The following is a 23,700-nucleotide window of genomic DNA, read 5'->3' as shown; positions in this document are numbered from 1 at the left end:
ACCCAGTGACGTTCATGCGCCGAAGCTGCGTCCGGGTGCTGTAAACGATTCTACAGATTGGTTTGAACCTTGCTGTGATTTGATCTGTTCCATGATGATTTTTGTGTGTTTTTAACCCGGCGCTTTATGGATTCCCGCCTGCGCGGGAATGACGGTAAGACGATGAATTTAAAGTCATTCGTCGTTCCCGCGCAGGCGGGAACCCAGTGACGTTGATGCGCCAGAGCCACGTCTGAGCGCTGTGAACGATTCTACAGAATGACTGAACTTTGCTGTGATTTGACCTGTTCCATGATGATTTTTGTGTGCTTCTAACCCGGTGCTTTATGGATTCCCGCCTGCGCGGGAATGACGGTAAGTAAATGAATTTAAAATCATTTGTCGTTCCCGCGCAGGCGGGAACCCAGTGACGTTAATGCGCCGGAGGTTCGTCTGGGTGCTGTGAACGATTCGATAGATTGGCCTGAACCTTGCTGTGATCTGATCTGTTCCATGATGATTTTCGTGTGTTTGTAGCCCGGCGATTTATGGATTCCCGCCTTCGCGGGAATGACGGTAAGGCGATGAATTTAAAGTCATTCGTCGTTCCCGCGCAGGCGGGAACCCAGTGACGTTGATGCGCCGGAGCCACGTCTGAGCGCTGTAAACGATTCTACAGATTGGTTTGAACCTTGCTGTGATTTGATCTGTTCCATGATGATTATTGTGTGTTTGTAGCCCGGAGCTTTATGGATTCCCGCCTGTGCGGGAATGACGGCAATCGTATGAATTGTATGAAGTTCGTCGTTCCCGCGAAGGCGGGAACCCAGTGACGTTAATGCGCCGGAGCTTCGTCTGGGTGCTGTGAACGAAATTACAGAATGGCTGAACCTTGCTGTGATTTGATCTGTTCCATGATGATTTTCGTGTATTTGTAGCCCGGTGCTTTATGGATTCCCGCCTGCGCGGGAATGACGGCAATCGTATGAATTGTATGAAGTTTGTCGTTCCCGCGCAGGCGGGAACCCAGTGACGTTAATGCGCCGGAGCTTCGTCTGGGTGCTGTGAACGAAATTACAGATTGGCTTGAACCTTGCTGTGATTTGATCTGTTCCATGATGATTTTCGGGTGTTTTCAACCCGGCGCTCTATGGATTCCCGCCTGCGCGGGAATGACGGTAATGTGATGATTTATCAAGCCTTTGTCGTTCCCGCGCAGGCGGGAACCCAGTGACGTTAATGCGCTGAAGCATCGTCTGGGTGCTGTGAACGATTCTACAGATTGGTCTGAACCTTGCTGGGATTTTATCTGTTCAATGATGATTTTCGTGTGTTTGTAGCCCGGCGATTTATGGATTCCCGCCTTCGCGGGAATGACGGTAATCGCATGAATTTTATAAAGTTTATCGTTCCCGCGAAGGCGGGAACCCAGTGACGTTAATGCGCTGAAGCATCGTCCGGGTGCTGTAAACGATTCTACAGATTGGCTTGAACCTTGCTGTGATTTGATCTGTTCCATGATGATTTTTGTGTGCTTGTAGCCCGGCGCTTTATGGATTCCCGCCTGCGCGGGAATGACGGTAAGGCGATGAATTTAAAGTCATTCGTCGTTCCCGCACAGGCGGGAACCCAGTGACGTTAATGCGCCGGAGCATCGCGCAAATGACGTTAATCAAACGGTGTTCTGCCCCTGACCTGATTCTTTTATCCGAGAGTAAAACGCGATTGGTGAAAATTCAGCGTGCTTTCTAAAAAATGAGAAAATTTTCTAAGAAATTGGAAGGATTCAAGAAGTGATAAAGACATCAATTACGTTAAGTTATTGATATTTAAATATATGAAAAGTTGGCATAGTGGTTGCAATATACTCAGCATCGCAATGATTAGCGATAAGCTAAAACGAATCAAAACAACTGAAATTAATACGGAAAGGAAAAGCGATATGCCAACTCCAGCTTATATGTCGATTCACGGTGAAACTCAGGGCCACATTACGAAAGATGCATACACAGCCGATTCTGTGGGGAACACCTGGCAGGAAGCACACGTTGACGAATTCCTGGTTCAGGAACTGGATCACGTGCTGACTGTCCCTCGTGACCCGCAAAGCGGCCAGCCAACCGGTCAGCGTGTTCACCGTCCGGTTATCGTCACCAAGCAGCAAGACCGTACGTCTCCACTGCTGTTCAATGCCCTGGTGAGCGGCGAGAAACTGCCAGAAGCTTACATCAACTTCTACCGCACTTCCACGCAAGGCAAGCAAGAGCATTACTACACCATCAAACTGATTGATGCGCTGCTGGTGGATGTTCAGACGCGTATGGCGCACTGCCAGGACGCAGCAACATCTGACCGCGTTGTTGAAGAAGTGCTGAAGTTCACTTACCGCGCAATTGAAGTGACTCACGAAGTTTGTGGTACCGCGGGTAACGACGACTGGCGCGCACCTCGCGAAGCTTAAGGTCGCGAAGCGTAAATGGGGCCGCACTTGGCCCCTTTGTTTTAGTTGCATCAGGTAAAAGTAATGAGTAATCAGGTTCAATTTTCGTTTTCAATTGAAGAAACAGATCACGAATTTCGTGTTGAAAGCTTTGAAGTGGAAGAACGTCTGTTTCAGCCATTCGAAGTGAAAGTGTCATTGCTTTCACGTGATGCAGATATTGCATTGGATGAACTGGTCCGTAAAGCCGGCGTACTGAAGCTGCTCGGTCAGGGGCGGGACGTGTCCCGTTATTTCCACGGGATCGTGAAAGAAGTCAGTTTTAAAGGCAGTGGTCGTCAGTTCAGCCGTTATGAACTGGTGCTGGTGCCGGATTTATGGTTCCTGACTCAGCGGGAGGACTGCCGGATTTTTCAGGATCTGACCATCAATGAAATTATTGAGTCGGTGCTGGAAGAAGCGAATGTCACGGCGTTTCGTATGCTGGCGGATACCGGTGAAAAGCAGGAATACATTCTGCAATACCGTGAAACGGATTTAGAATTTATCCATCGTTTGATGGCGCAGCACGGGCTCTGGTATTTCTTTGACCACAGCGAAACCGGTCATGAGCTGGTGATTGTGGATAAGAATGAGCTCATCAACGCGCTGGTCAGCACACCGGAAAACGCAACGCTGGTGCCCGATGCCAGTGAGCATGCGATTCTGTACCACGGTGATTCCGGGGGTGTGCCGGACCGTGAACACATCTTTGAGGCTGATTTTGCCACACGCGTTCATACCGGTGCGGTGTCGCAAACCGATTATAACTACCTCACGCCAAAAACGCGTCTGATGGCAGATGTACCGGAATCGGATGAAGCCGAAGTCTACACCGATCTGGCCGTGTACCGCTATCCGGGCCGTTATCAGCAGCAGCCTCATGGCAAGCAGCAGGCCGATTATCGTCTGTCGGCTCACAAAGTTTCCGGCACCGAGCTGAACGCTGTGGGCTGTGTGATGCGCTTCATCCCCGGCTACAGCTTTGTGATGGAAAGCCACCCGCGCCAGTCGCTGAACCGTGATTTTATCTTGCTGCAAGTGAAGCATTACGGGCGTGATCCGCAGGTGCATGCCGAAGAACGCAGCGGCGAGCCAACGACCTATCACAATGAATTCATTGCCTTCCCGGCCGACATGACTTACCGGGCACCGGCGCAGAAAGCGCCTGTAGTCGAAGGGCCGCAAACGGCTGTCGTGGTGGGGCCTGCGAACGAAGAGATCTACACCGACAATCTGGGCCGGGTCAAAGTGCAGTTCCACTGGGACCGCCTGGGCGGGAGGGATGAGCACTCTACGTGCTGGGTACGTGTCAGTCAGACGCTGGCCGGACCAAACTGGGGCTCCGTGTTCCTGCCGCGCATCGGGCATGAAGTCGTCGTCACCTTTCTGGAAGGGGATCCGGATCAGCCGCTGGTGACGGGTTCGGTGTATCACGGTTTGCATCGTCCGCCGTACGATCTGCCGCTGAAGAAAACTCGCACCACGATTCGTTCGAAAACCCACAAAGGCGAGGGTTACAACGAAATCAGCCTGGATGATGAAACCAATCAGGAAGAGCTGTATCTGCGCGCGCAGAAAGATATGTCGGTGAAAGTGCTCAACGACCGGTTCGAACAGATCGGTAACGATGACACCCTGACGGTTGCGCGTCATAAAACCAACGAGATTGGTCAGAATCAGCTGGAAACCATCAAAGGAAACAAAACCACAGAAGTCAAAGGCACCTTCACGGAAACGGTCGATGGCGATGTCACGGTGAATTACAACAGTAATGAAGCCGTCACCGTGGTGAAGAACTCGGATCTGAAGATCAACCAGAACCGCACCACTGAAATTGGTAAAAACGATGAACTGGAAGTGATGGAAAACCAGACCATCACGATTCACGGTGCCCGTCAGACTCAGGTTGATAAAGACAACAACCTGAATGTAGAAGGGAATTCCACCCTGACCGTCACCGGGAATGTGACGTCTGATTCCAAAAGTACGACGCAGATTATCAGTAAAGAAAAGATCGTGCTAAAAGCAGGATCTTCTCAGATAGTCCTGAATAGTGATGGTTCGATTCAGATCACAGGCACCTCAATTTCGATTAATGGTTCAGACAAAGTTGTGGTTCAGGGCGGAAAAGTATCGGTGAACTAATGCAAAAACATCAGACACAGTTCAGTGCGACCATCACAGCAGGTGCCGGGGAATCCCCGGCGCCTTTGCATCCCCGTTTTGGTCAGATTCTTGCCATTGAAAATGATGGCGTACGCGTGACTTTCGATGGTTGTGACATGCCATCCGGTATGGCAGCGCGGCTCGGACGCCAGTTCAGCATCACAGAGCTGGAACTGGCGTTGCAAAACCAGTTGTCGTGCCGGATTGATTTTGTCGGACAGGATCCGAATCTGCCACTCGTGACTGATATCTTCTTCTCGTTGATTGAACAGCGGGATGAACTGGTGCTGAAAGCCAAAAACATTCGCATTGAAGCGGAAAATGAGCTGGTGGTGTCGGGCGGGGAGGCGAAAACCCGCTACGAAGCAGCACAGAAACGGGTCACCACCGAAGCCAAATACATCACGAGTCAGGCCGAGAAATCACAGAAAATTCAGGGTGCGATCATCGCGATTAACTGACGGATACGAATGATGATAAACAGTCTGATTCAACCGGAAGCCCCGGGTTTGACCAAGCTCACGGAAGAGGATTTCCAAGGGTTATCCCAGCGCGTGAATGACAGCATCGCCCGGGCGCAGGCAACGCCTGCGGGCATGCAGCGATTTGCCCGCGAAAAAACTGAAACCGTCGCTGGCGAAGTCCAGTTTCTATTGGCCCAGCGGGAGCGTGCGCTGGACGCCGGATTGCCGGACGCGGGCAGCCATTATTACCATCTGCTTCACCGGAAACTGAACCGGTATCTGTCTGTCCTGCTCTCATTTTACCGGGTTGAGCCCGGCTATCTGTTCTGGATGCAGGATCAGGCACCTCAGGTGTTGCTCTGGCTGCTGACGTCTGCAGAACTGGCACAACTCGATCCGCAAGCCGCGTCTTTGTCGCCATTACTCACCGAAAAAATGCCCGCCGAAAAGTGGCTTCGCACTGTCTCGCTGGCCACGGCACCACATCTGTCCAACATGCTTGCGTCCGCAGCCCTCAGTGCGTTGCCTCTGGCCGGAACTGCGATGACAGCCCTGATCAACCGGGGGGAAGTGACAGAGTCTCTGGCGTCGCAGTGTATCCGGGAAGGGTCAGCCAAAGTCGCAGTGCAGGCCCGGTATCAACTGGCCCGGATGGGGGATCAGGCCGGGATGAACTGGGTGCTGGAATACGGCAAAACAGACGATTCACTCTTTACCCACTTGCTGATCCGCAAAGACAAAGTGGCCTGGCTGCGCCGGGACATGATGCCGCAAGCCGAATTTCGTCCGGATGTGGCCTTGTACGGCATTCTGAACCGGTTACCGGAATCGTTCGATCTGCCGGACTTCCAGCATGACGAGAAAGCCTATCTGAAAGCCGCGCTGGCTGGTGATCCGCTCGCAGTGGAACCGATGATTGAAGCACTTTTCAGCGCTCAGGATGAAGGACAGCAGGAACAGTGGCTGAATGCAATTTTGCTGATTCTGGGAGAGCAGGTGCCGGTCCGCGTCGCGGATCTGGGCGTGAAATATGACGCGAAGCAGGCTGCAGATTTACTGATGCAATGGTGGCAACACCTTGAACCTGAAGCGGTTCAGGTGCCCATGATGCGGCTCGGAAAACCGCTGGATTATGCCAGCAGCGTCGATGTGCTGCGCAGCCAGTCGATTCCGGCTGAATTTCGTCACTGGGTCTGGCGGGAGCTCTGTCTGTGCGGCGGGATCTATGTCGCCTACGACCCGATGAGCTGGCCGGAACGGCAGCGACGGGCCATACACTCTCTTTCTCATCACACAACTGCTGCAGAGCGGTATAACCAGAGGATAAACGATGCAGCTGTGGGACGTTGAATCTTCGCTTCCTTATGCCATGAAAGGCCAGTTTGTCCGTGATCAGCACGGCGAATCTGTTTGGGTGGTGTGTCTGAAAACCGGCTGGCAGCAGAACGGGGGCCAGTGGCAACCGCTCGAGGCGCAGCCAGAGATTTTCGCAACCCCAGTGTTTGCCGGTGAGGCGGGTTTTTCTGCCCTGCTGGCAGATCAGGATTTTGTGGTCTCCAAAACCAATACCGATGTGCTGGTGCAGGGGCATGCCAGAAGTTACGGCAAACAGCCCGTCACTCAGATGAACTGCCGTCTGCTGATTGAAGAACATATCGATAAAACGCTACAGGTGATGGGGCCGCGTCAGTGGATCACGCAGGCCGGTCAGGTCGGGGTGACTGTGCCTGCGGCATTTATCGAGCAGCCGGTGTCTTATGCGCAGGCCATGGGCGGTGAGGATGAGCGGAACCGTGTCGGATGCGGTGTTGCCGGAAAGCCGATGGATTTACTGGTTCAACCCGTGCCCTCGGTGTTTTATCCGGGTCAGGACTGGCGCATTGAAGGTGCCAAGGTGCAGCCGGCCAGTTTCGGGCCGGTCGCGGTGTTTGATATGCCGCGCGCCGCACTGGCAGGCACCTTTGACGCGCAATGGCAGGAAGAGCGCCGCCCGCTCTATCCGTTAGATTTCGACCCGGCGTTTTACCAGTCCGCCCCCAAAGATCAGCAAGCCAAGGGCTTACTTGCGGGGGGCGAGCGTCTGATTCTGTCGGGCTTCAATCATGAAGAAACCCTGTACTTCAATGTGCCGCGCCGAACATTTTCAGCCCATGCCGATTTCGGCAATGGCCAAGAGAAAAAGCAGATGGCGCTGCATACCCTGTCGGTGGATGCCGATGCATTAACCGTGACCGCAACCTGGTCGGCGGCGTTTCCCTGTCAGGGACGGGAAGCAACGCTGGTGAAAACCGTGATTTCTGAGGAGCAGGCAAGCGTATGAGTGCATCAAGCGCGAAATATCTGCTGTGTGCTGAAGCAGTCACAGCGGCAGGATTCAATCTGGATGTTTCAGTCGCGGTGGGTGAATCGGATCTGGACATGTACGACACCGCCACGCTTGCCGATCAGGATGCGCGGATCACCGTCGCACCGGTCACCTATCTGGAAAGCGACGCTGCTGGTGCTGAACGTGCACTGGCACTGCTGACACTGCTGGTTGAGCAGCTGACGGCCCGGTTACCGGGCACTGTGTCTTCCGTGCCGCTTTACGTGCGGATGCCAGAAGTCGTGACCCAGCGGTTACTGGATGAGTGGCTGCAGACAATGCACGCGCAGGAATCGTCACACAAAACCATCAGCCGCGTGAAGCTCAGCCACGATGCGGCACATGCGCATTTCACTCAGGTGCTGAATGTGCTGGCGGAGGAAGAGATTTTACTGGCGGTGTCCATCGATGCGCCTATTGCCCATCTGGAAGCGCTGGCAGCCGACAATCAGTTACAGACCAACCAGCATCCCTGGGGGTGATTGCCAGTGAAGGCGGTGCCGGTGTGATCATGGCCAGCCGAAGTTTTGTGGAAGCCATGAAAATTGAGCCGCTGGCAACGCTCGACGGCTGGAGCTGCGAACCGGACGAGGGCCACCATCTGATGTCGCGGGTACTGCGTCGCCACAGCCGAGCGGTCGACCAGCTGGGGCTGCTGTTCAGTGACATGACCAACCTGCGAACCCATCAGGAAGACTATGGCTTTGCCGTGGGTGCGAAAGGGGAGGCGTTACTGAATCCGGAGCAGGTGATCCAAAGCCATAGCCTGTGGGGCTATCTCGGCCATGCATCGTTATACGCGACGCTTGCGCTGGCCGCCCGTTACCCGAATGCGCTGCGCAACCGCAGTGCGTTCCTGTTCGGCGCCGATCACAGCCGGGCCATGCTGACGCTGACGTTAGCGGCGCCCTCGGCAGAGACCGGGGCATGATGCAACCACGCGAGAGAAAAGGAATTCCTGTTTTTTGGCTCAATGTCTCAAGCTGACGCATTGAAGACCGGCAGGATATTAAATGAGTTGATTAGGTGATTCAATCTGTTAGGGTTTTTCGCTGTACGTCTTGATGACCGTACTTCTTTGTTAATTCCCTGAACTGACAATAAAAAAGAACCCGGCAGATGCATTGTTGTCCTGAATCATCACTTTTCAGCCAGCAGGTGCCTGACCCCGATTCGGAGACCGTCATCATGATGTACCGTTTACCTGTGCTGAATCACTTATTTTTCCATTTCATGCTTTTCTCACGTCTGAATTATCTGTGTCTGACGATTCTTCTTCAGGCGCTTCCCTTTGTTTTCTTCATGCTGAAGTCCGCTGTTGCTTTTCTGGTGACCCGTCCCTTCAACCCGCATGAATCAGCTTCGCCCGTGCGATAAGAAATGAGAATACAACCATGGAAAAAGTGAGATACGTCAAGGCACACTATAAGCCCCTTGAAGATACCACCCCGCTGCCCCGCAACGTGGTGAACCAACCCATCGAACCTGTTCCCGACCACAAGCTGGTGGTGGAACTGGCCGGGCAGTGGGGGTCGAACCGCGCCTATTTTCAACTGGCGAAAACCGATGTGCAGGCACAGAAGGTTGCACGTGCAGTTGCAGATATGAAAGCGGGACATCGTACCCTGGCAACATTTAAAGGTTTGGAAAATGAAGCCAAGAACCTTTATCTGGTTGTGCCATTGCAGGGGCTACCAAATCCGCTGACCTTTTTACTGGCTGAAAATCTGATGCCGGTAGAAAACGAAACGGAAATGGATGAGTGGGAAACGGTGATGATTCCGGTTCGCGCTCTGGCTTATCTGGACGAGAGCAAAGACAAAGAAAAAGCAGCTGAACTGAAAGGCGGCTATTTGTATGTGTTCTGGAAAGGGAGACTGTGGCGCGAACTTCAGATCACCGAAGCGGGTTATTACAAAGATATTGATACGGAATATTACCGTGTCAGAGATCAGTACGAGCGCCAGAAATCGCAGCCCGTGATTGAACATCGCGAGGCGAGCGGGTTCGACCTGCCTCAGTTCTGGGTGCCTTACAAAGTTGCGGGTGAAGTTCAGGCAGGGGAGAGCGGTATTCAGCTGATGTTCTCACCCGATCAGAAAACCTACACGCAAATTGAGGCGCTGGAAAGTGACTCGGCAAAACTGAGCGCTGCAGCGACGCCATTGGATGAATTATCAATTTACTCTCAGGGGAAAGCTTTCGAACCGCAGGAGCACACATCGGACATTCAGTCGGCCAAGCTGCATCAGGTCACCGAAGAGGATATGTCCTGGCTCACCGAACAGTGTGTGGTGAAAGATAAATACGCTGAGTCGAATACGGCGGTGGCGTATGTTGAAGGGCATAATAAAGGATTCAAAGTGACGCTTGAGCGAGGACTTGAGGATGAAAATATAGGCTTTGTGCAAGAGATTTATGCAATCTTGAATGACACGAAGAGTGAGTGGCAACAGTCTGTACTGCTAGAGCCATCAGGCGATGGTAGTGGACACTTTATTCACGGAGTATTTGAAGGAATGCCATCAGATGGCGACTTTTCTCTGTATATCGCGAGTCCTTGCGATCCAAATAGCGGTGAATATGTGTTTTTGAATAGAACGTATCAACAGATGATGGAACCGGATCAATTTGAACCATTTACACCCGCTCCAGAAAAAGAAACTGTTGATACGGAAGAGAATCAGAAGAAAGACCAAAGACTAGAAGACCTAATGGCAATGTGGAAAAAAGAAGCATTAGGTATAGATATATAGGAATAATGAGATGAATAAAGTAAAAAAATCGGTAATTGCAGCTCTAGGGTTATCTGTAATAGGTGGCTCTGCAGCATATGGATATTTCTATGTCACAAATCCATATGATGAAGAGTATATGGAAAATTTAAAAAGCATTGTTGCATCTGTAGAAAAATCTGATGAAAATATTCCTCATGTGGCTTGGCCAATATTTGTTGATATTCCTCAAGGTACTAAAATTGAAGAATGGAATTCAGAGTTAAATTTACCTCAAATTCAATTTTTTTATAAAGGCAATGAAAATATCGGAAAGGGTTCTCTTTATACAATGAATCTGGATGGAAGTGATGTTCGCATCCTTTTTAGTCAAGAAGAGATAGGTGGTGTACCTGAAATTAGAGGATTATCTCGACCTTCACGATCACCAGATGGCAGGTATATTATTACGTCAATTCAACCAAGAGCATTTAGATTTAGTTGTGCAGTTTATGATTTGAAAATTAGAGAAAAGATAGATTTAGGCAAGGGGCGCTGTTATAACTTTAACTGGAATTCAGAATCTAATGGTGTTTATTATATAGGCGGAAATAGCTGGCAATCACCATATTACTTTGATTTAAATAAAAGAAAATTGGTAGAATTGAATCCTGATAAAGATAATTTTTTTGAGGACTTAAGCTTCAAATCTGACTTAGCTGGTGGGTATCCGATTGATAATAATAAATTCTTTATACGTCAAGTCAAAGGTGATGAAAACAAACTTAATAAATACTATGGGAAGGGGTTTAGGTTTAAGTTGCCTGAAATGACATATGTTGGTGTTGAAAATTATTATCCAGATGGATGTAATTATGGACAAAATTTAAGTGCTGACGGTAAGTATTTCACTTGTGTATATGCGAAAAGTGGAAAGTATTATTATAGTAAAGACAATCCTGATTCGATAGTTGGGGAAGCTAGAGAAGAATTAATAATTCAAGCTGGTAAATGGTATATGAAGGAGAACTCAAATACTATTTATAGACATATCAGAGATGATATAAAAACACCTTTATCTGGAATTTATTATGCATTTAAAGAATCTAAATCAAAAGATATCATACATCATTTATCATATTTTTTACCGGAAAATTTAAAAGATAACTATAAAGTGAAAGATTTCGGTCAATATTTTCCGCCGATTCCTGATTATGATATATACAAAATAGCATTAAATGAAATTCAAAAAGAGGATTAAATAATGTCAGTGGTTTCTATCTCCGGTATTTACTTGATGGGGCGTATTTATGATAAAGATGGAGCAGTTTCAAAAGGAGCTAAGTTCTTTCCATTGACATATGAAACGCTTGTTTTTGGTGATAATAATTGGTACGAAGAGTTTACATATAATAAGAAAAATCAATTAGTTAAGTCAGTGAAATCTGAGCATCCAATAGTATTTAGTGATCAATATGGAAAATTGAATATACTATCAGAAGATGTCGAAACCTTAGATGCTTTATCTGTACTTGGATCTCCAGTAGTTGTTAAGTCTGGAGAGGGAAATAAAGAAAGAAGAGTGTCATTTTTTCCTTCAAGATTAGCACCCATTTATCAAGCATCTTTTGGTGATAAATGGAAAGGAAAATTATTTGAACTCATAAATAAAATTAATGCTGATAACGATGATTTATTTAAAAGATCATTAAGTGAGATCAAAGTAAATGAGATGTTAGATAATGTTTATAATATTAAAGATAAAGGTGATTTGTCAAATGAACATTATGAGAACTATTATAAATGGGTAAAGTCCTTAAAAAAATCAGAACAAGATAATAGTTTATACTTGTTAGAGGTTCCTCAGTATTATACAGTTACTGTGGTGTTCTCCTCTTCTAAATTCCTTGGTGCGACGGTAGAAATAAAAAACATACCTGAGAAAATTACATTGGATGGTAATATAGGTCGCTGCACTTCAAAAGTTGAACCTGTTAATTTTTTGGATAATAGCAAAGATACAAATAGTATATATTGTGCAACATTTTGGATAGAAGGTAATATATTTGATATAGACGAGTACGCTAATAAATATATTGAAATAAATGTGGATTTATCAACAATAACAGATGAAGTTGGTGATAAATTTTTCAGTTCAAGAGGGATTAATAGTTATAAATTAAAAGAACGTATTTTTGAATTACCCATTAAATCAGTAACGGGCAGAACAACTGTTATAAACGGCGATCCAATCAGTGTCGAAGAATCCTTGCTATTGCATGCACCAGAATACTATCAAAGCCTAATTAAAAAGATTGATGAGAATCCACTGGGATTACCACAATCATTTGCAATGGAAAATGGAAAGCCTCTGAATTTTAATGAAAGTTTCATTCACTATGTTCAAAGCTACAAGAATCCGTTAAGCACAGGCGCGATGTTTCTAGAAAAAGGAGTCAGTTGGCAGTTACTATCGAAAATAACTTATGCAGGACTTTCAAAGGCTTTAGTTGGTCAAAACTCAGGCTTAGCTCAAATGACATTGGCAGCAGCAAATGTAACTGGCACAGCGAATGCGTTTATAAATTGTGTAGCTGATCTTAAAATTGAAAATAGTAGTCTGGTAACTCAAGCTAAGAAATTTAAAGGTATAATGGAAGCCCGACAAATTGAATTTGTTAGGCTCCCTCGTGGATTTGACTCTTTTATTACCAAATCAGGAAAGGTTGTCGGAGAGCTTTTAGATAAACCATTATCTGCTGCGATAATAGGTATGCATGCCTGGAATAGCATTGAAGTAAGTAAAAAGGCAGAACAAGCAGAAAAAAAACTATTAAATAGTGTTTTAGATTATGGATCTTATATAATTACGCCTAGTGTAAATAAAGTGAAATCATTAGGTGAAGATAAAGACTTAATAAAAAGGGAGCGTGATGCATTAATTTCCCTTCAAGAGAAATTAAAGTCAATGTCTGTGGAGGATGTCCATGGAAGTCATCTTAAAGCAGAAACGTTAAATACTGATACATTATACAGAATTGACAGTACAACATTTGGGTTTGATCGTGCAACACCTAACTTTGCAAATAAAAGCGTTCAATCTGCTTTTGATGAAATTGGTAGCTTACTCTCAAATCTTTCTGACCCAATTGAAATTATAATTTCGGGTCATACCTGTAATATAGGTGACGATGAATACAATTTAAAATTGTCTTTGAAACGAGCTAAATCTGTAAAGAAAAGCATTCTGAATGCGATAAAAAATAAATCTTTAATATCACTGTGGGACGAAAGAATATTAGTTTTTGGCTATGGTGAACATGAGCCATTAGTCGAGAACTCGAATAAAGAAAATCGGGTTAAAAATCGCCGGGTCGATTTATTATTGAAATTTAGTGCACACTTCGATTATCCACCAAATCGAGCGGAACTAATCAATGTTGAAAAAGCAAGAAAGAGCAGTTTAACCGCATTAACAACGTATGATAAACATATTGTCGATAGTGCTGTTGAAGCTGCTTCGATGGCATTTGATGTAATCGTTGGGAATATTGCTAAAGCATATCCTTTGGCTGGCTTATTGTTGGTTGCAAAATCTGCTGCAGAAATGCTGTCTACAGGGTATCAAGAGTTTGAAAAAGTTGTAAATCAAGAGGCTTACAAGGCAGGTGAAGCTTTGAAAAATCTTGCTTATACTGACATTTTGATCACAGATCGCTTATTTGATGATGAGAACACTTCTGCATTTCATGATACTTTGATGAAAGCTTACTTGAAGCGTTCATTAGCGTTAAATGGGCTAATCAGGTTAATTAAAAAATATAATTATGTAAAGTATAATTCCAATGAAAGAATAACATTAAAAGATTTTGATGTTGAAGGATATATTAAATATTATATCTTGAATGATAATTGGGGAGTTGAGGGTGGATTGACAGATAAAATACACCTTGATGAATTATGGCTAAATTTTAAAAAAATAGATGCTAGTGATGGCTATGTATTACCATCTTCACAGATGTTAGTTGCGGCTGGAAGAATGCTGTGGAATAAAGCAATTATCAATGATGATGGTAAAGTTTCATTAAAAGATGCATCCGTAAATAATAAGTATTTTCCAATACATTACTTTTCAGCTGAATCTATTGATCAATTTCAGTCCGTTTTTGGTTGTCACATTCCTGATAATATCGACAAATCAATCTATCGTAATATTTCAATGTCGGCAAAGCTACCTGATAGTAAACAATGGATCGACTTCAATGAATTTTATATAGAGCATAGACAAAGAAAGTTATCTCCGTTTGATAAAATTAGAATTGTAGTTATAGTGGATAAAGATAAACTGGACCTTGATGATACCACTATTCTAAACTTCCCAATCAATGTTGAAGCGGTGACCGAGCTCGAGAGTCTTGCTAAAACTGAAATGATGTATGATATACCTGCAGAACAAAAGGTAGCGTCAAGTAATACAGGTTATATACGGAAAATATCAAGAGCTGAGTTATGTGATCATGAAGCTGAAAAAATCGAAGGTGATAATCTTTGGGGCGTGATAATTGAGCCTTCATTTTACTATGGTATGCATCAAATATTTGGTACGCGCCCATTGGTAAACTATAACGATAGAACCATGAAAACCCTATTTTCAAAAAAAGAAGAGGATAATCGCGCGAATATTATCGGCGCAGAAAAGTCTTTGAAATATTTTTATCAAGTACAGGTGCCAGGGCGTTCAGAAACAAAGTCAATTGTTTCGCATGTCAAGAAAAAATCAAAATATACATTTGATAGTCATTCCTCTGCACGATTTATTTTAACTCTTAATCCAAATAGACAATATAAGTTCAATTATAATAATAAAGAAAATAAAGTTTTATTAAAATCGGATCATATATTTTATGAAAAAGGTTTTTTGAATGATAAATCTAAAGGGGAAAAAGTAAGTTTTGTCAAGGTATTTGATAATCCAAAAGTTGACTTATATATTGGTCAGCCTAATAAAAAGTTATTCCTACGGGGTGAATCCGAAATAAATCGTGAAGAAAAAGTTCCTAATTTTTTATCTCGCAGATTTCTCAGAGGAGATATTGTTGGTTTTGACTGGAATAAGACTACATTACTTACTGTTATAGTAAGAACGAAGGCAATTGAAAATTCTCAATCGCAATTGAAGACTCAAAAATTTGAAGAAAATTGTATTTTTTTAAAAAATCAAGCTTTAGTAGCTCGTAGTGGAATACTGCAAGAAGATTATAAATATGAAATTGATGAATTAAACTGTTTATATAGGATTGGATATATTGATTATAATGAAAATAATGAATTAGAATTTACACGAGCAAAATATGAGGATGGTTTACCTAGTAGTCAAGTTTCAGTACTACAAAGCCAATATGAGAGATTAGATAAAAAGGATTTGGAGAAATTAGCGGTAAGGAATCTATTGCTTAAATTTGAAAAAACTGAAATTTGGGGTAATATCTCAGCCTTGAAATATATCAATATACTGGGTGAAGAGGTTGATGGATTAACGCCTATGATTTATCCTGAGAAGCTGGGTGTTGGCTATGAATTCACAGGCACAAAATCGGCTAATTTCGTAGATTTTAAAATATTGATTAATGGTCCTTACAATTCGGGTCTATCTGGTGCAGAATCAAATGAAATCCACCTTCATGGCAGACCATTTGAAGTACCTTCTAATTGGTACAGATTAAGTGACAAAAAATTAATTGATAATGTTGTTGGGAAAATTGAAACAAATACTGAATATGAAAGTTTAGAGTCTGATTTACTTGATAAGCAAAAAGAAGCCGAAGAGAACGGTATACAACCTCATAAAAGAGACTCTTTATATGAATGGGTTAAACTTAATCCTAAAGATATAGAAGAGTTAAATGACGGGAGGAAGAAATTGCTGCATAAGTGGATGAATAGCTAAACTTCAACACATACAAAAACATCAAAGTCAATTTGATGTCTTCTTTTATTGTCATCCCTAAACCACCGCCTTGGGCGGTGGTGATTGTTCCTTGGGGCTATTGCCCGAAGGAGTGCCCATGTTAGAAGTAAACCTCTTATTCACCACAAGTAAGAGGAAACTAAAAACATGGGCGATTACAGAAGTTCATCACATGTATATTGGCGATGTAAATACCACATAGTGTGGACGCCGAAGTACAGATTTAAGATCTTGAAAGGCAATGTTGGCAAGGAGCTTTACCGCTCAATCTACATTTTGTGCAATATGAAAGATTGTGAAGTCTTGGAGCTAAATGTTCAGCCAGACCATGTTCATCTGGTTGCGATAGTGCCACCAAAAGTTTCGATATCGACATTAATGGGGGTATTGAAAGGACGTTCAGCAATCCGATTGTTCAATAAATTCCCACATATTCGAAAGAAATTATGGGGAAATCATTTTTGGGCGAGAGGGCAGGGCAAGATCACGAACGTTTTTTGAACAAAATAGATCAGTTTGACGATCAAGGCTGGCTGTGATCATATACTCCCCTTTTTACGGGAGTTCCTGATGCATATCGATGCTTTTTCTCAATTCTTTTCAGTGATTCAAGACCCACGGCAGTCAGCAAAAATATCGTACCCACTGTTCGACATTTTGTTTCTGACCGTATGCGCCACCATTGCCGGTATGGAGGGCTGGGAAGATATCGAAGACTTTGGCGAAGCTCACCTCAATTGGCTACAGGACAAAGGACTTTTTCGCCAGGGCATCCCTGTCCATGACACGATTGCCAGGGTTGTTTCTTCCATTGAGCCTGACCAGTTTCAAGACTGCTTTTTAAAATGGATGCAGGCAGCCAACGTCCATTCGAATGGCGAGCTTATTGCTATTGACGGCAAGGTGTTACGCAGCTCCTATAACCGAGAAGATCGGCAATCAACGCTCCACATGGTCAGTGCTTTTGCGACAGCCAACGGCGTTGTCATGGGACAAGTTAAAACCCAAGATAAGTCCAATGAAATCACCGCCATCCCTGAGCTGCTCAAGCTGTTAGATATCAAAGGTTGTCTTGTCTCTATCGATGCGATGGGCTGTCAAACCGATATCGCCAAGCAGATAGTTGAGCAAGGTGGCGATTACCTATTAGCAGTCAAAGGCAACCAAAAAAGCCTGGCTAAAGCAGTACAAAAAGCGTTGGCGCCATTGCTCGAAAAAAGCCCAGCGTGTGACATCGAGCGCGGACATGGGCGTATTGAAGCGCGCGAATACCACGTCATGCCAGCGCAGGAGTTGACGACAGATTTCCCTGATTGGAAAGGGCTTCAAAGCGTCGGTGTTGCTATTGGCTATCGTATTGACTCAGCAGGGAAAGAATCACTGGAGTACCGCTACTACATTAGCTCTGCGGTGCTCACCCCCGAACGTTTTGCCGATGCAGTCCGAGGTCACTGGGAAATCGAAAATCGGTTGCACTGGGTGCTTGATGTCACGATGAAGGAAGATGCTTGCCAAATCTATCGTGGCAATGCCGCCGAACTCCTGGCTGGTGTGCGTCACATGGCGCTTAACATGCTTCGATTAGAAACAAGCAAAAAGGCGAGTATCAGGCGAAAGCAAAAAATAGCTGCCATGAATATAGCCTATTTGGAGCAAGTAATATTGGCGGGAATCCAAGGTTTGGATAAAAACTGAGCATACGTGCTCTCGCCCTGGGCGAGAGGGTACTTTGTTGACACTGTCGGTGTAAATGAAGAAATCATCAGACGGTACGTAAGGCACCAAGACAAGAAAGATCAAGAATATGAGGCGCAGTTAGAGTTGAAGATGAACTAACCGCGCAGGAATGCCCCCTTCTAGGGGGCTGTAAACTAAAGCCGCCTTCTAAGAAGGCGGATTTTTACTGCGTTAGCATATTATTATTTATGTGTTTTGTAATTTTGGTTATTGTAACTTTAACATCTCGGAAACGCCATTCTACGAAACATCAACGCCACAACAGAGAAAACAAATGGGTATGTATTACTGATCAATCCTATTCTGCTCAGATATAAATGAAAATCACAATGCTCCTTTTGGTTAATCCCAAAGGGAGCAACAATATCATAAAGGATTTTGTCAACTGTTTGTTTCTAAACAACAATATCAATCCGCCACTCAATCATCGATATCTGCTTCTCAGAGGAACGATACTTAACTGATTGCACAGATCTGTCGCCTTCTAAGGTATCTTAAATTCAAATTCTGCCTGAACGAACGAGGCAGAATCGTCGGAGCACAACGCATGTCTGAAACCAATGGCCAGCAACAGGCCAATACCAAGGAAAAACGTCAGTTTGTGATTTACTCAAAAGATGACATTCATGTCTATGTGGATACCCATCAGCCGGATCATGATATCAAAAGTGCTCAGTTAAAGTGTGATGGTTTTGTCATGCAGGATGTTTACATCTTGGCCCATTCGGGGCAAGAGGCGTTAGAGAAGTTTGAACACAAAACGTCATTGATCCGAATTGCTTACATCATGTGGGTGGTTTTTCTGCTCGCTCTGATTACAGCAGGTTATCAGGATCTTGCTGCCGCTTTGATTACATGTACGGCACTGATCCATGCACTTGCCGCTTCGAGCAAATGAACATTCGCCAGTAGTGTATCGCGTCATGATGCTCTGTGTTTTCTGTGGTTGCACACAAAAGAACTGGGCTTACCAACAGACGGGAGTTTTTGTTATTCATTGCGAATCCCAAAGATCCACACGGTGCTGAATTTATTTTTACAGACATTCCGTTTGAAGAACTGGCAAACGATCAAGACGAATGTGAAGAAATTGAACATGCTGAAATGGTTGAAGCGTCCTTCGAAGAAGCAAAGAAAATTGAAGAACTCAGAAATGGTTGGCTGAACGCAACAAATATTTAGGAATCCATCATGAAGAAAAAACTGCTGGCTTATAGTATTGGGGCGCTTTGCTTTGGTGCAATCGCCTACCCAGCGTGGAAAATGATTGCAGAGAAATTAGCTTATGATAAGGCTTATCAGGAGCAGTTGGATTTAATTGTTAGAGGCATTGAGATCCATCGTTGGAAAACAAGAGCTGACATTATTGGATGGAAAATAAATGTAAGTATCCCGGATGATATTGAATATGAGGAATGGGATGAAGATTATGAGATACCAAGAGTATTGTTCAAGGCCAGAAAGTATGGAGCTCCATATTTTGACCTTTACTCAATGGGAATCGATGGGAAAGATGTCAAACTCGTTGCAACACGCGAGGATTTTGGTGCGAACATTTTACCTTTGGGTTATTTCACAGGTCCCAATCGCTCTCCCGATGGAAGGTATATTATTTCGACATCAAGTGATAAAGGATATGGTTGTACCCTCTATGATATAAAAAAAAGAAAAGGGCATATTTTTTCATCAGGCCGATGTTATGTCGAATCATGGATTGATGATGGAAAATTTGCAATCATAAACGACGGTGATGGAAAAGCATATCTAACACTTGAATCGAAAGAAATAAAATACATAAAAGATATTTATGGGCATGAATTTGAAGATGCTAACAGTAAGTTTTTCTTAGTGAAAGATGGAACAAAAGCTATTTCAAATATTTACAAGCACAATGATTTTGTAAATTCTATTCAAGGGAATGGTGAACAGATAACTTACGACATGCCAGGATTTAAAAAACCGGAAAGAGGGAATTATCTTTCTGATGAGTGTAAATATGGTGGAACATTTGGTGTGAATTCTAGCCTTTTTACTTGTAGTTATGATAGTAATAAGGTTTATTATAATGTGTATGAATCAAATAACCCGAACAATATTGTAGGAAAAAGTTTAGGTTTTCGTGTGATTGAATTAGGTAAGTGGGCAATACAGGATGGGGAAATATATAGAATAGTAAATAATTCGGAAGATACACCTCTATCTAAGATAAAATATAAATATAACTTTGGCGATGAATATCAGTTTACAGTTTACGATGATTTGTATCTTCCGATAAGTGCACAGAAAGCATTTGAAGGGATTGATATTTCAGATTATTTTCCTGAGTTACCTTCAAAAGAAAAATATCAAGACTCTTGGGTTAAACAATTATACTAATAAAGGTTAATGTCAATGGCTATAGAAAAAATACAATCTGGTTTTTATTTAATGGGTCGTCTGTATTCTGGGGCGCTGGAATGAAGTAGAAACAAAAAATTTCTTATTGCAACGACAGATTGCACAGTTAAAGTCTGATGGTTTTGTCATGCAGGATGTTTACCTCTTGGCCCATTCGGGGCAAGAGGCGTTAGAGAAGTTTGAACACAAAACGTCATTGATCCGAACTGCTTACATCATGTGGGTGGTTTTTCTGCTCGCTCTGATTGCAACAGGTTATCAGGATCTTGCTGCCGCTTTGATCACATGTACGGCACTGATCCATGCACTTGCCGCTTCGAGCAAATGAACATTCGCCAGTAGATGTATCGTGTCATGATGCTCTGTGTTCTGAGTTTGTACTCAAAAAGACTGGGGTTGCATCCACGAGTCTGGTTCTGCATGATTCGATTGGACGCAAAAAGGAAGCCGCGATATGTCAGTCATTGAAGTTGGGAACCTCTCCCACATTCCCGCAATCACAGCGATTTTTAACCATTATATTGAACACACCCAGGCCCGGTTCGAAACCGAGCCAATGACGCTGGGCAATCGCAACCAGTGGTTTACACAGTTTCAGCCCGAAAGCCCACACCAGCTATTTGTTGCCGTCGAGAATCATCAGGTGTTGGGATTCGCCTGCAGTCAGCCTTACCGTCCCAGTTCTGCTTTTGCTGAAACCGTAGAAGTGACGATTTATCTTCATCCCGACGCAAAAGGGCACGGGCTGGGGAGCGCATTAATGGCAAGGTTACTGGATGCGTTAGCATCGCAGCCGGTGCATTGCGCATTGTCTGGTATTGCCCTGCCAAATGACGCCTCGGTCGCATTGCATCAGAAGTTCGGATTCACCGAAGTGGGCGTTTTCCCCGAATATGCCCGAAAACAGGGCGAGTATCTGAGCTCACTCTGGATGGCGAAGCGATTGTCAGCGGATTCAATGCTGTGAGTTTGCCTGTTTTCCCGTCATCTTGGTGTCAGAAAGCTATACTCGAATCTGTTGAGCCGTGATCTGATTTCAAAGCATGAAAAGGGGAAGCGTCGTGAACTATCGCGGAAGCTGCCACTGCGGAAATGTGGCGTTTGAAGTAGAGGGAGCGTTGCAGGAAGTACTGGCCTGCAATTGTTCGATTTGCAAACGGAAAGGTTCCTTACTGTGGTTTGTGCCGCGTGACGCTTTGCATTTGCTGACCCCGGAAAACACGGTGAGGACATACACCTTTCATCGGCATGTAATTCGACATCAGTTTTGTCCGACGTGCGGCATCCATCCGTATGGTGAAGGCACAGATCCACAGGGCAGAGCCATGGCTGCAATTAATGTCCGCTGCCTTGAAGATGTCGATCTCGAGCAGATTCCGGTGACGTATTTCGACGGCCGCGCTCTGTAATCTGGGCTGGTTTCTCAGTGGAGGCGTCGGCTCTTGCGATCCAGCTGATCTAATTCCATCAACCACTAGAACACAGCATGATGGAAACATTGAATCCAGATGCAAACACGATATAGTGCAAGCAGTGTTGGAATCGGGTTGCTGAAGGCGGGTATCGATGTTTGCGGATTATGGTGTACTGAATTTTTGGGCTTATGTTGCCGGGGCAATGCTGATTGTTCTTCTGCCTGGCCCCAATTCCTTGTTTGTTCTCAAAACCGGCATGACTCAGGGGATCCGGCAAGGTTACATGGCTGCACTGGCCGTCTTTTTGGGCGATGCCATCTTGATGTTTTTCGCTTATGCCGGTGTCGCCACGCTGATCCAAACCACGCCGATTCTGTTTACTCTGGTGCGCTATCTGGGGGCAATTTACCTGCTGTTCATCGGAAGTAAGATTGTCTACAGCGCTTTCAAACCGGGTTCGGCAGAAACACTGCCAGAAACAGCTGGAAAGCGCGTTTTTCGCAAAGCCCTGATTCTGAGCCTGACGAATCCGAAAGCCATTTTATTTTATGTGTCGTTCTTCGTGCAGTTTATTGATACGAGTTACCACAGTCCGGGCGTTTCATTTTTTATTCTGGCGGCTGTACTTGAACTTTTCAGTCTGATTTTCCTGAGCGCACTGATTTTCGGGGGAGCTTATATCACCCGGTTGGTGAAAGCCAGCCAGCGTGTCCGCAAGCTCGGAAACACTTTGATGGGCACTCTGTTTATTGGCTTTGCCGCCCGTCTGGCATTATCCAACGCTTAACCCTTCCTTCCGAGCCAGAACCTGTTTCTGGCTCAACCCCACAAACTCATGTTTTCCTTCCGCTATGCATATGAAATGCATTGATCTCCTGAGTCAGTTTGCTAGCTTTCTGTGCTTCACTTGCGTGACTACAATTCCAAGCGCTTGCACAGAGTAGGATTATTGAATCCGGTCTTATCGATCCTGTGCGCTTTAATCTATGAAATCTTGAACATTTGTAGGGTGAATTCGGCAATCTCATTCGTGATCACCCAATCAAATTGACAGTATATTCAGATGCGGCATACCATGGTGAGCTTCATCGGTGACCGCTTGATAGCTCGGTTGCTGGCGTGATGAGAATCGCCATGGATGGTGCGATGGCAGGGTGATCCACAGAAGATCAGTGGCGCGAAGGGGATGCGATTGAATACGGAAACCAGGGATTTTTCCAGAATGTGGCGGCCAGCACGGTATTCAGGCATTGAATTGCTGTCCGCTGCTTTCACGCAGTTCGAGTTTTCCCGGCACTGGCATGATGAGCTGGCCATTGGTGTGATTGAATCGGGTGCCGAAGGGCTGTTTTACCGGGGCAGTAATATTATTGTGCCTCAGCAGCAAATCGTCGCGATCAACCCTGCCGAAATTCATACCGGCTTTCCCGGCAGTGCGCAGGGCTGGCGTTATCGGATGTTCTACTTCTCGCCTGAATTCATCGCCCGGTGTTTTGCAGAGACACCAGCGCATGTGTCGCCAGTGATTGATCGCGCAGTCATTCATCATCCGGAACTGTTTCACTTGCTGTTTCAGTTACATGTATCGCTGGAATCTCCGAGCCTGGATCTGACCCGGGATTCCCTGCTGATTACCGCGTTGGAGATGCTGTTCACAAATTACGGCAATGCGCGTCATGTTGCTTCTCTCACGACGTCCGATAAAAAGTCTCCGGTGTTAGTGCGCGATTACTTACAGGATCACTGGCAGGATAACGTCGCACTCGATGAGCTGGCACACCTGTGCGGGCAAACCAAATTTAAAATCATCCGGGATTTTAAAACGCAATATGGCATGACGCCGCATCAGTATTTGCTGATGCTGAAAGTGCAGCGCGCCAAAACATTGCTTCGTCAGGGGCAGAGTTGTGCAGACACTGCACTGGCTTGTGGTTTCTTTGATCAAAGCCACTTCACCCGCAACTTCAAGCGCGCATTTGGCGTTCCGCCCCGGCACTACGCCAACTGACTTCA

General features: G+C 45.2%; 22 protein-coding genes and 2 pseudogenes. 22 read left to right on the top strand and 2 right to left on the bottom strand.

Annotation, left to right across the window (positions count from 1 at the left end):
- Positions 1–853: 853 nt before the first annotated feature.
- Both KDD30_RS21980 and KDD30_RS21975 read right to left on the bottom strand, forming a co-directional pair.
- Positions 854–1,096 (bottom strand): hypothetical protein, encoded by a 243-nt coding sequence (locus KDD30_RS21980; RefSeq protein ID WP_211650718.1) that lies wholly within the window; start codon positions 1,094–1,096, stop codon positions 854–856.
- Positions 1,097–1,114: 18 nt separating this feature from the next.
- Positions 1,115–1,498 (bottom strand): hypothetical protein, encoded by a 384-nt coding sequence (locus tag KDD30_RS21975; RefSeq protein ID WP_211650717.1) that lies wholly within the window; start codon positions 1,496–1,498, stop codon positions 1,115–1,117.
- 423 nt (positions 1,499–1,921) lie between these two features.
- Here KDD30_RS21975 and KDD30_RS21970 point away from each other — a divergent pair, with 423 nt between their 5' ends.
- The 22 genes and pseudogenes from KDD30_RS21970 (at position 1,922) to KDD30_RS21865 (ending at position 23,695) form a co-directional block, all read left to right on the top strand.
- Positions 1,922–2,440 (top strand): Hcp family type VI secretion system effector, encoded by a 519-nt coding sequence (locus tag KDD30_RS21970; RefSeq protein ID WP_211650716.1) that lies wholly within the window; start codon positions 1,922–1,924, stop codon positions 2,438–2,440.
- Positions 2,441–2,503: 63 nt separating this feature from the next.
- Positions 2,504–4,606, top strand: a complete 2,103-nt coding sequence (locus tag KDD30_RS21965; protein WP_211650715.1) for a type VI secretion system Vgr family protein — start codon at positions 2,504–2,506, stop codon at positions 4,604–4,606.
- Positions 4,606–5,088, top strand: a complete 483-nt coding sequence (locus KDD30_RS21960; RefSeq protein ID WP_211650714.1) for a hypothetical protein — start codon at positions 4,606–4,608, stop codon at positions 5,086–5,088. Before KDD30_RS21965 ends, KDD30_RS21960 begins: the two co-directional genes overlap by 1 nt.
- Positions 5,089–5,097: 9 nt before the next feature.
- Entirely contained in the window at positions 5,098–6,441 is a 1,344-nt protein-coding gene (locus tag KDD30_RS21955; RefSeq protein WP_211650713.1) for a hypothetical protein, read from the top strand.
- Positions 6,422–7,411 (top strand): DUF2169 domain-containing protein, encoded by a 990-nt coding sequence (locus KDD30_RS21950; RefSeq protein WP_211650712.1) that lies wholly within the window; start codon positions 6,422–6,424, stop codon positions 7,409–7,411. The genes KDD30_RS21955 and KDD30_RS21950 overlap by 20 nt, the downstream gene beginning before the upstream one ends.
- Positions 7,408–7,938, top strand: a complete 531-nt coding sequence (locus tag KDD30_RS21945) for a hypothetical protein (protein ID WP_211650711.1) — start codon at positions 7,408–7,410, stop codon at positions 7,936–7,938. Before KDD30_RS21950 ends, KDD30_RS21945 begins: the two co-directional genes overlap by 4 nt.
- On the top strand, positions 7,935–8,387 hold the full coding sequence (locus tag KDD30_RS21940; RefSeq protein ID WP_211650710.1) for a hypothetical protein: 453 nt from the start codon (positions 7,935–7,937) through the stop codon (positions 8,385–8,387). The genes KDD30_RS21945 and KDD30_RS21940 overlap by 4 nt, the downstream gene beginning before the upstream one ends.
- Before the next feature lie 257 nt (positions 8,388–8,644).
- Entirely contained in the window at positions 8,645–8,833 is a 189-nt protein-coding gene (locus KDD30_RS21935) for a hypothetical protein (protein WP_211650709.1), read from the top strand.
- A gap of 17 nt (positions 8,834–8,850) precedes the next feature.
- On the top strand, positions 8,851–10,212 hold the full coding sequence (locus KDD30_RS21930) for a hypothetical protein (protein WP_211650708.1): 1,362 nt from the start codon (positions 8,851–8,853) through the stop codon (positions 10,210–10,212).
- A 10-nt stretch (positions 10,213–10,222) separates the two neighbouring features.
- Positions 10,223–11,431: a hypothetical protein gene (locus tag KDD30_RS21925; protein ID WP_211650707.1), complete on the top strand. Its 1,209-nt coding sequence runs from the start codon at positions 10,223–10,225 to the stop codon at positions 11,429–11,431.
- A gap of 3 nt (positions 11,432–11,434) precedes the next feature.
- On the top strand, positions 11,435–16,117 hold the full coding sequence (locus tag KDD30_RS21920) for an OmpA family protein (RefSeq protein WP_211650706.1): 4,683 nt from the start codon (positions 11,435–11,437) through the stop codon (positions 16,115–16,117).
- Positions 16,118–16,285: 168 nt separating this feature from the next.
- Positions 16,286–16,612 (top strand): annotated as a pseudogene (gene tnpA / locus KDD30_RS21915) (IS200/IS605 family transposase); the annotation flags it as partial.
- Between the two features lie 96 nt (positions 16,613–16,708).
- Positions 16,709–17,833 (top strand): ISAs1 family transposase, encoded by a 1,125-nt coding sequence (locus KDD30_RS21910; protein ID WP_211650704.1) that lies wholly within the window; start codon positions 16,709–16,711, stop codon positions 17,831–17,833.
- An 18-nt stretch (positions 17,834–17,851) separates the two neighbouring features.
- Positions 17,852–17,974, top strand: a pseudogene (locus KDD30_RS21905) (IS200/IS605 family transposase); the annotation flags it as partial.
- 448 nt (positions 17,975–18,422) lie between these two features.
- Positions 18,423–18,773 carry a hypothetical protein gene (locus KDD30_RS21900; RefSeq protein ID WP_211650703.1) on the top strand — a complete coding sequence of 117 codons (351 nt, stop codon included), beginning with the start codon at positions 18,423–18,425 and terminating at the stop codon, positions 18,771–18,773.
- Positions 18,774–18,808: 35 nt separating this feature from the next.
- Positions 18,809–19,057, top strand: coding sequence for a hypothetical protein (locus tag KDD30_RS21895; protein ID WP_211650702.1), 249 nt, complete (start codon positions 18,809–18,811; stop codon positions 19,055–19,057).
- 9 nt (positions 19,058–19,066) lie between these two features.
- Positions 19,067–20,251, top strand: coding sequence for a hypothetical protein (locus KDD30_RS21890; protein WP_211650701.1), 1,185 nt, complete (start codon positions 19,067–19,069; stop codon positions 20,249–20,251).
- A 148-nt stretch (positions 20,252–20,399) separates the two neighbouring features.
- Positions 20,400–20,600 (top strand): hypothetical protein, encoded by a 201-nt coding sequence (locus KDD30_RS21885; protein WP_211650700.1) that lies wholly within the window; start codon positions 20,400–20,402, stop codon positions 20,598–20,600.
- Positions 20,601–20,726: 126 nt separating this feature from the next.
- Entirely contained in the window at positions 20,727–21,239 is a 513-nt protein-coding gene (locus tag KDD30_RS21880; protein WP_211650699.1) for a GNAT family N-acetyltransferase, read from the top strand.
- Positions 21,240–21,333: 94 nt separating this feature from the next.
- Entirely contained in the window at positions 21,334–21,681 is a 348-nt protein-coding gene (locus KDD30_RS21875) for a GFA family protein (RefSeq protein ID WP_211650698.1), read from the top strand.
- Between the two features lie 157 nt (positions 21,682–21,838).
- Positions 21,839–22,474 carry a leucine efflux protein LeuE gene (leuE, locus tag KDD30_RS21870; protein WP_211650697.1) on the top strand — a complete coding sequence of 212 codons (636 nt, stop codon included), beginning with the start codon at positions 21,839–21,841 and terminating at the stop codon, positions 22,472–22,474.
- Positions 22,475–22,909: 435 nt separating this feature from the next.
- Entirely contained in the window at positions 22,910–23,695 is a 786-nt protein-coding gene (locus KDD30_RS21865; protein ID WP_249199364.1) for an AraC family transcriptional regulator, read from the top strand.
- Positions 23,696–23,700: the final 5 nt, after the last annotated feature.

It is taken from the genome of Photobacterium sp. GJ3 (genome assembly GCF_018199995.1).
In the GTDB taxonomy this organism is placed as follows: Bacteria; Pseudomonadota; Gammaproteobacteria; order Enterobacterales; family Vibrionaceae; genus Photobacterium.
The sequence above is the reverse complement of the archived record's forward strand: the minus strand, read 5'-3'. Positions and strand labels throughout refer to the sequence as shown.

Excerpts from the sequence above, each read along its gene's own strand:
- KDD30_RS21960 (WP_211650714.1), top strand. The coding sequence starts at position 4,606 with ATGCAAAAACATCAGACACAGTTCAGTGCGACCATCACAGCAGGTGCC.
- KDD30_RS21955 (WP_211650713.1), top strand. The coding sequence starts at position 5,098 with ATGATGATAAACAGTCTGATTCAACCGGAAGCCCCGGGTTTGACCAAG.
- KDD30_RS21970 (WP_211650716.1), top strand. The coding sequence starts at position 1,922 with ATGCCAACTCCAGCTTATATGTCGATTCACGGTGAAACTCAGGGCCAC.
- KDD30_RS21980 (WP_211650718.1), bottom strand. The coding sequence starts at position 1,096 with ATGGAACAGATCAAATCACAGCAAGGTTCAAGCCAATCTGTAATTTCG.
- KDD30_RS21925 (WP_211650707.1), top strand. The coding sequence starts at position 10,223 with ATGAATAAAGTAAAAAAATCGGTAATTGCAGCTCTAGGGTTATCTGTA.
- KDD30_RS21920 (WP_211650706.1), top strand. The coding sequence starts at position 11,435 with ATGTCAGTGGTTTCTATCTCCGGTATTTACTTGATGGGGCGTATTTAT.
- KDD30_RS21945 (WP_211650711.1), top strand. The coding sequence starts at position 7,408 with ATGAGTGCATCAAGCGCGAAATATCTGCTGTGTGCTGAAGCAGTCACA.
- KDD30_RS21975 (WP_211650717.1), bottom strand. The coding sequence starts at position 1,498 with ATGGAACAGATCAAATCACAGCAAGGTTCAAGCCAATCTGTAGAATCG.
- KDD30_RS21890 (WP_211650701.1), top strand. The coding sequence starts at position 19,067 with ATGAAGAAAAAACTGCTGGCTTATAGTATTGGGGCGCTTTGCTTTGGT.
- KDD30_RS21965 (WP_211650715.1), top strand. The coding sequence starts at position 2,504 with ATGAGTAATCAGGTTCAATTTTCGTTTTCAATTGAAGAAACAGATCAC.
- leuE (WP_211650697.1), top strand. The coding sequence starts at position 21,839 with ATGTTTGCGGATTATGGTGTACTGAATTTTTGGGCTTATGTTGCCGGG.
- KDD30_RS21865 (WP_249199364.1), top strand. The coding sequence starts at position 22,910 with ATGTGGCGGCCAGCACGGTATTCAGGCATTGAATTGCTGTCCGCTGCT.
- KDD30_RS21885 (WP_211650700.1), top strand. The coding sequence starts at position 20,400 with ATGCAGGATGTTTACCTCTTGGCCCATTCGGGGCAAGAGGCGTTAGAG.
- KDD30_RS21910 (WP_211650704.1), top strand. The coding sequence starts at position 16,709 with ATGCATATCGATGCTTTTTCTCAATTCTTTTCAGTGATTCAAGACCCA.
- KDD30_RS21950 (WP_211650712.1), top strand. The coding sequence starts at position 6,422 with ATGCAGCTGTGGGACGTTGAATCTTCGCTTCCTTATGCCATGAAAGGC.
- KDD30_RS21880 (WP_211650699.1), top strand. The coding sequence starts at position 20,727 with ATGTCAGTCATTGAAGTTGGGAACCTCTCCCACATTCCCGCAATCACA.
- KDD30_RS21935 (WP_211650709.1), top strand. The coding sequence starts at position 8,645 with ATGATGTACCGTTTACCTGTGCTGAATCACTTATTTTTCCATTTCATG.
- KDD30_RS21930 (WP_211650708.1), top strand. The coding sequence starts at position 8,851 with ATGGAAAAAGTGAGATACGTCAAGGCACACTATAAGCCCCTTGAAGAT.
- KDD30_RS21900 (WP_211650703.1), top strand. The coding sequence starts at position 18,423 with ATGTCTGAAACCAATGGCCAGCAACAGGCCAATACCAAGGAAAAACGT.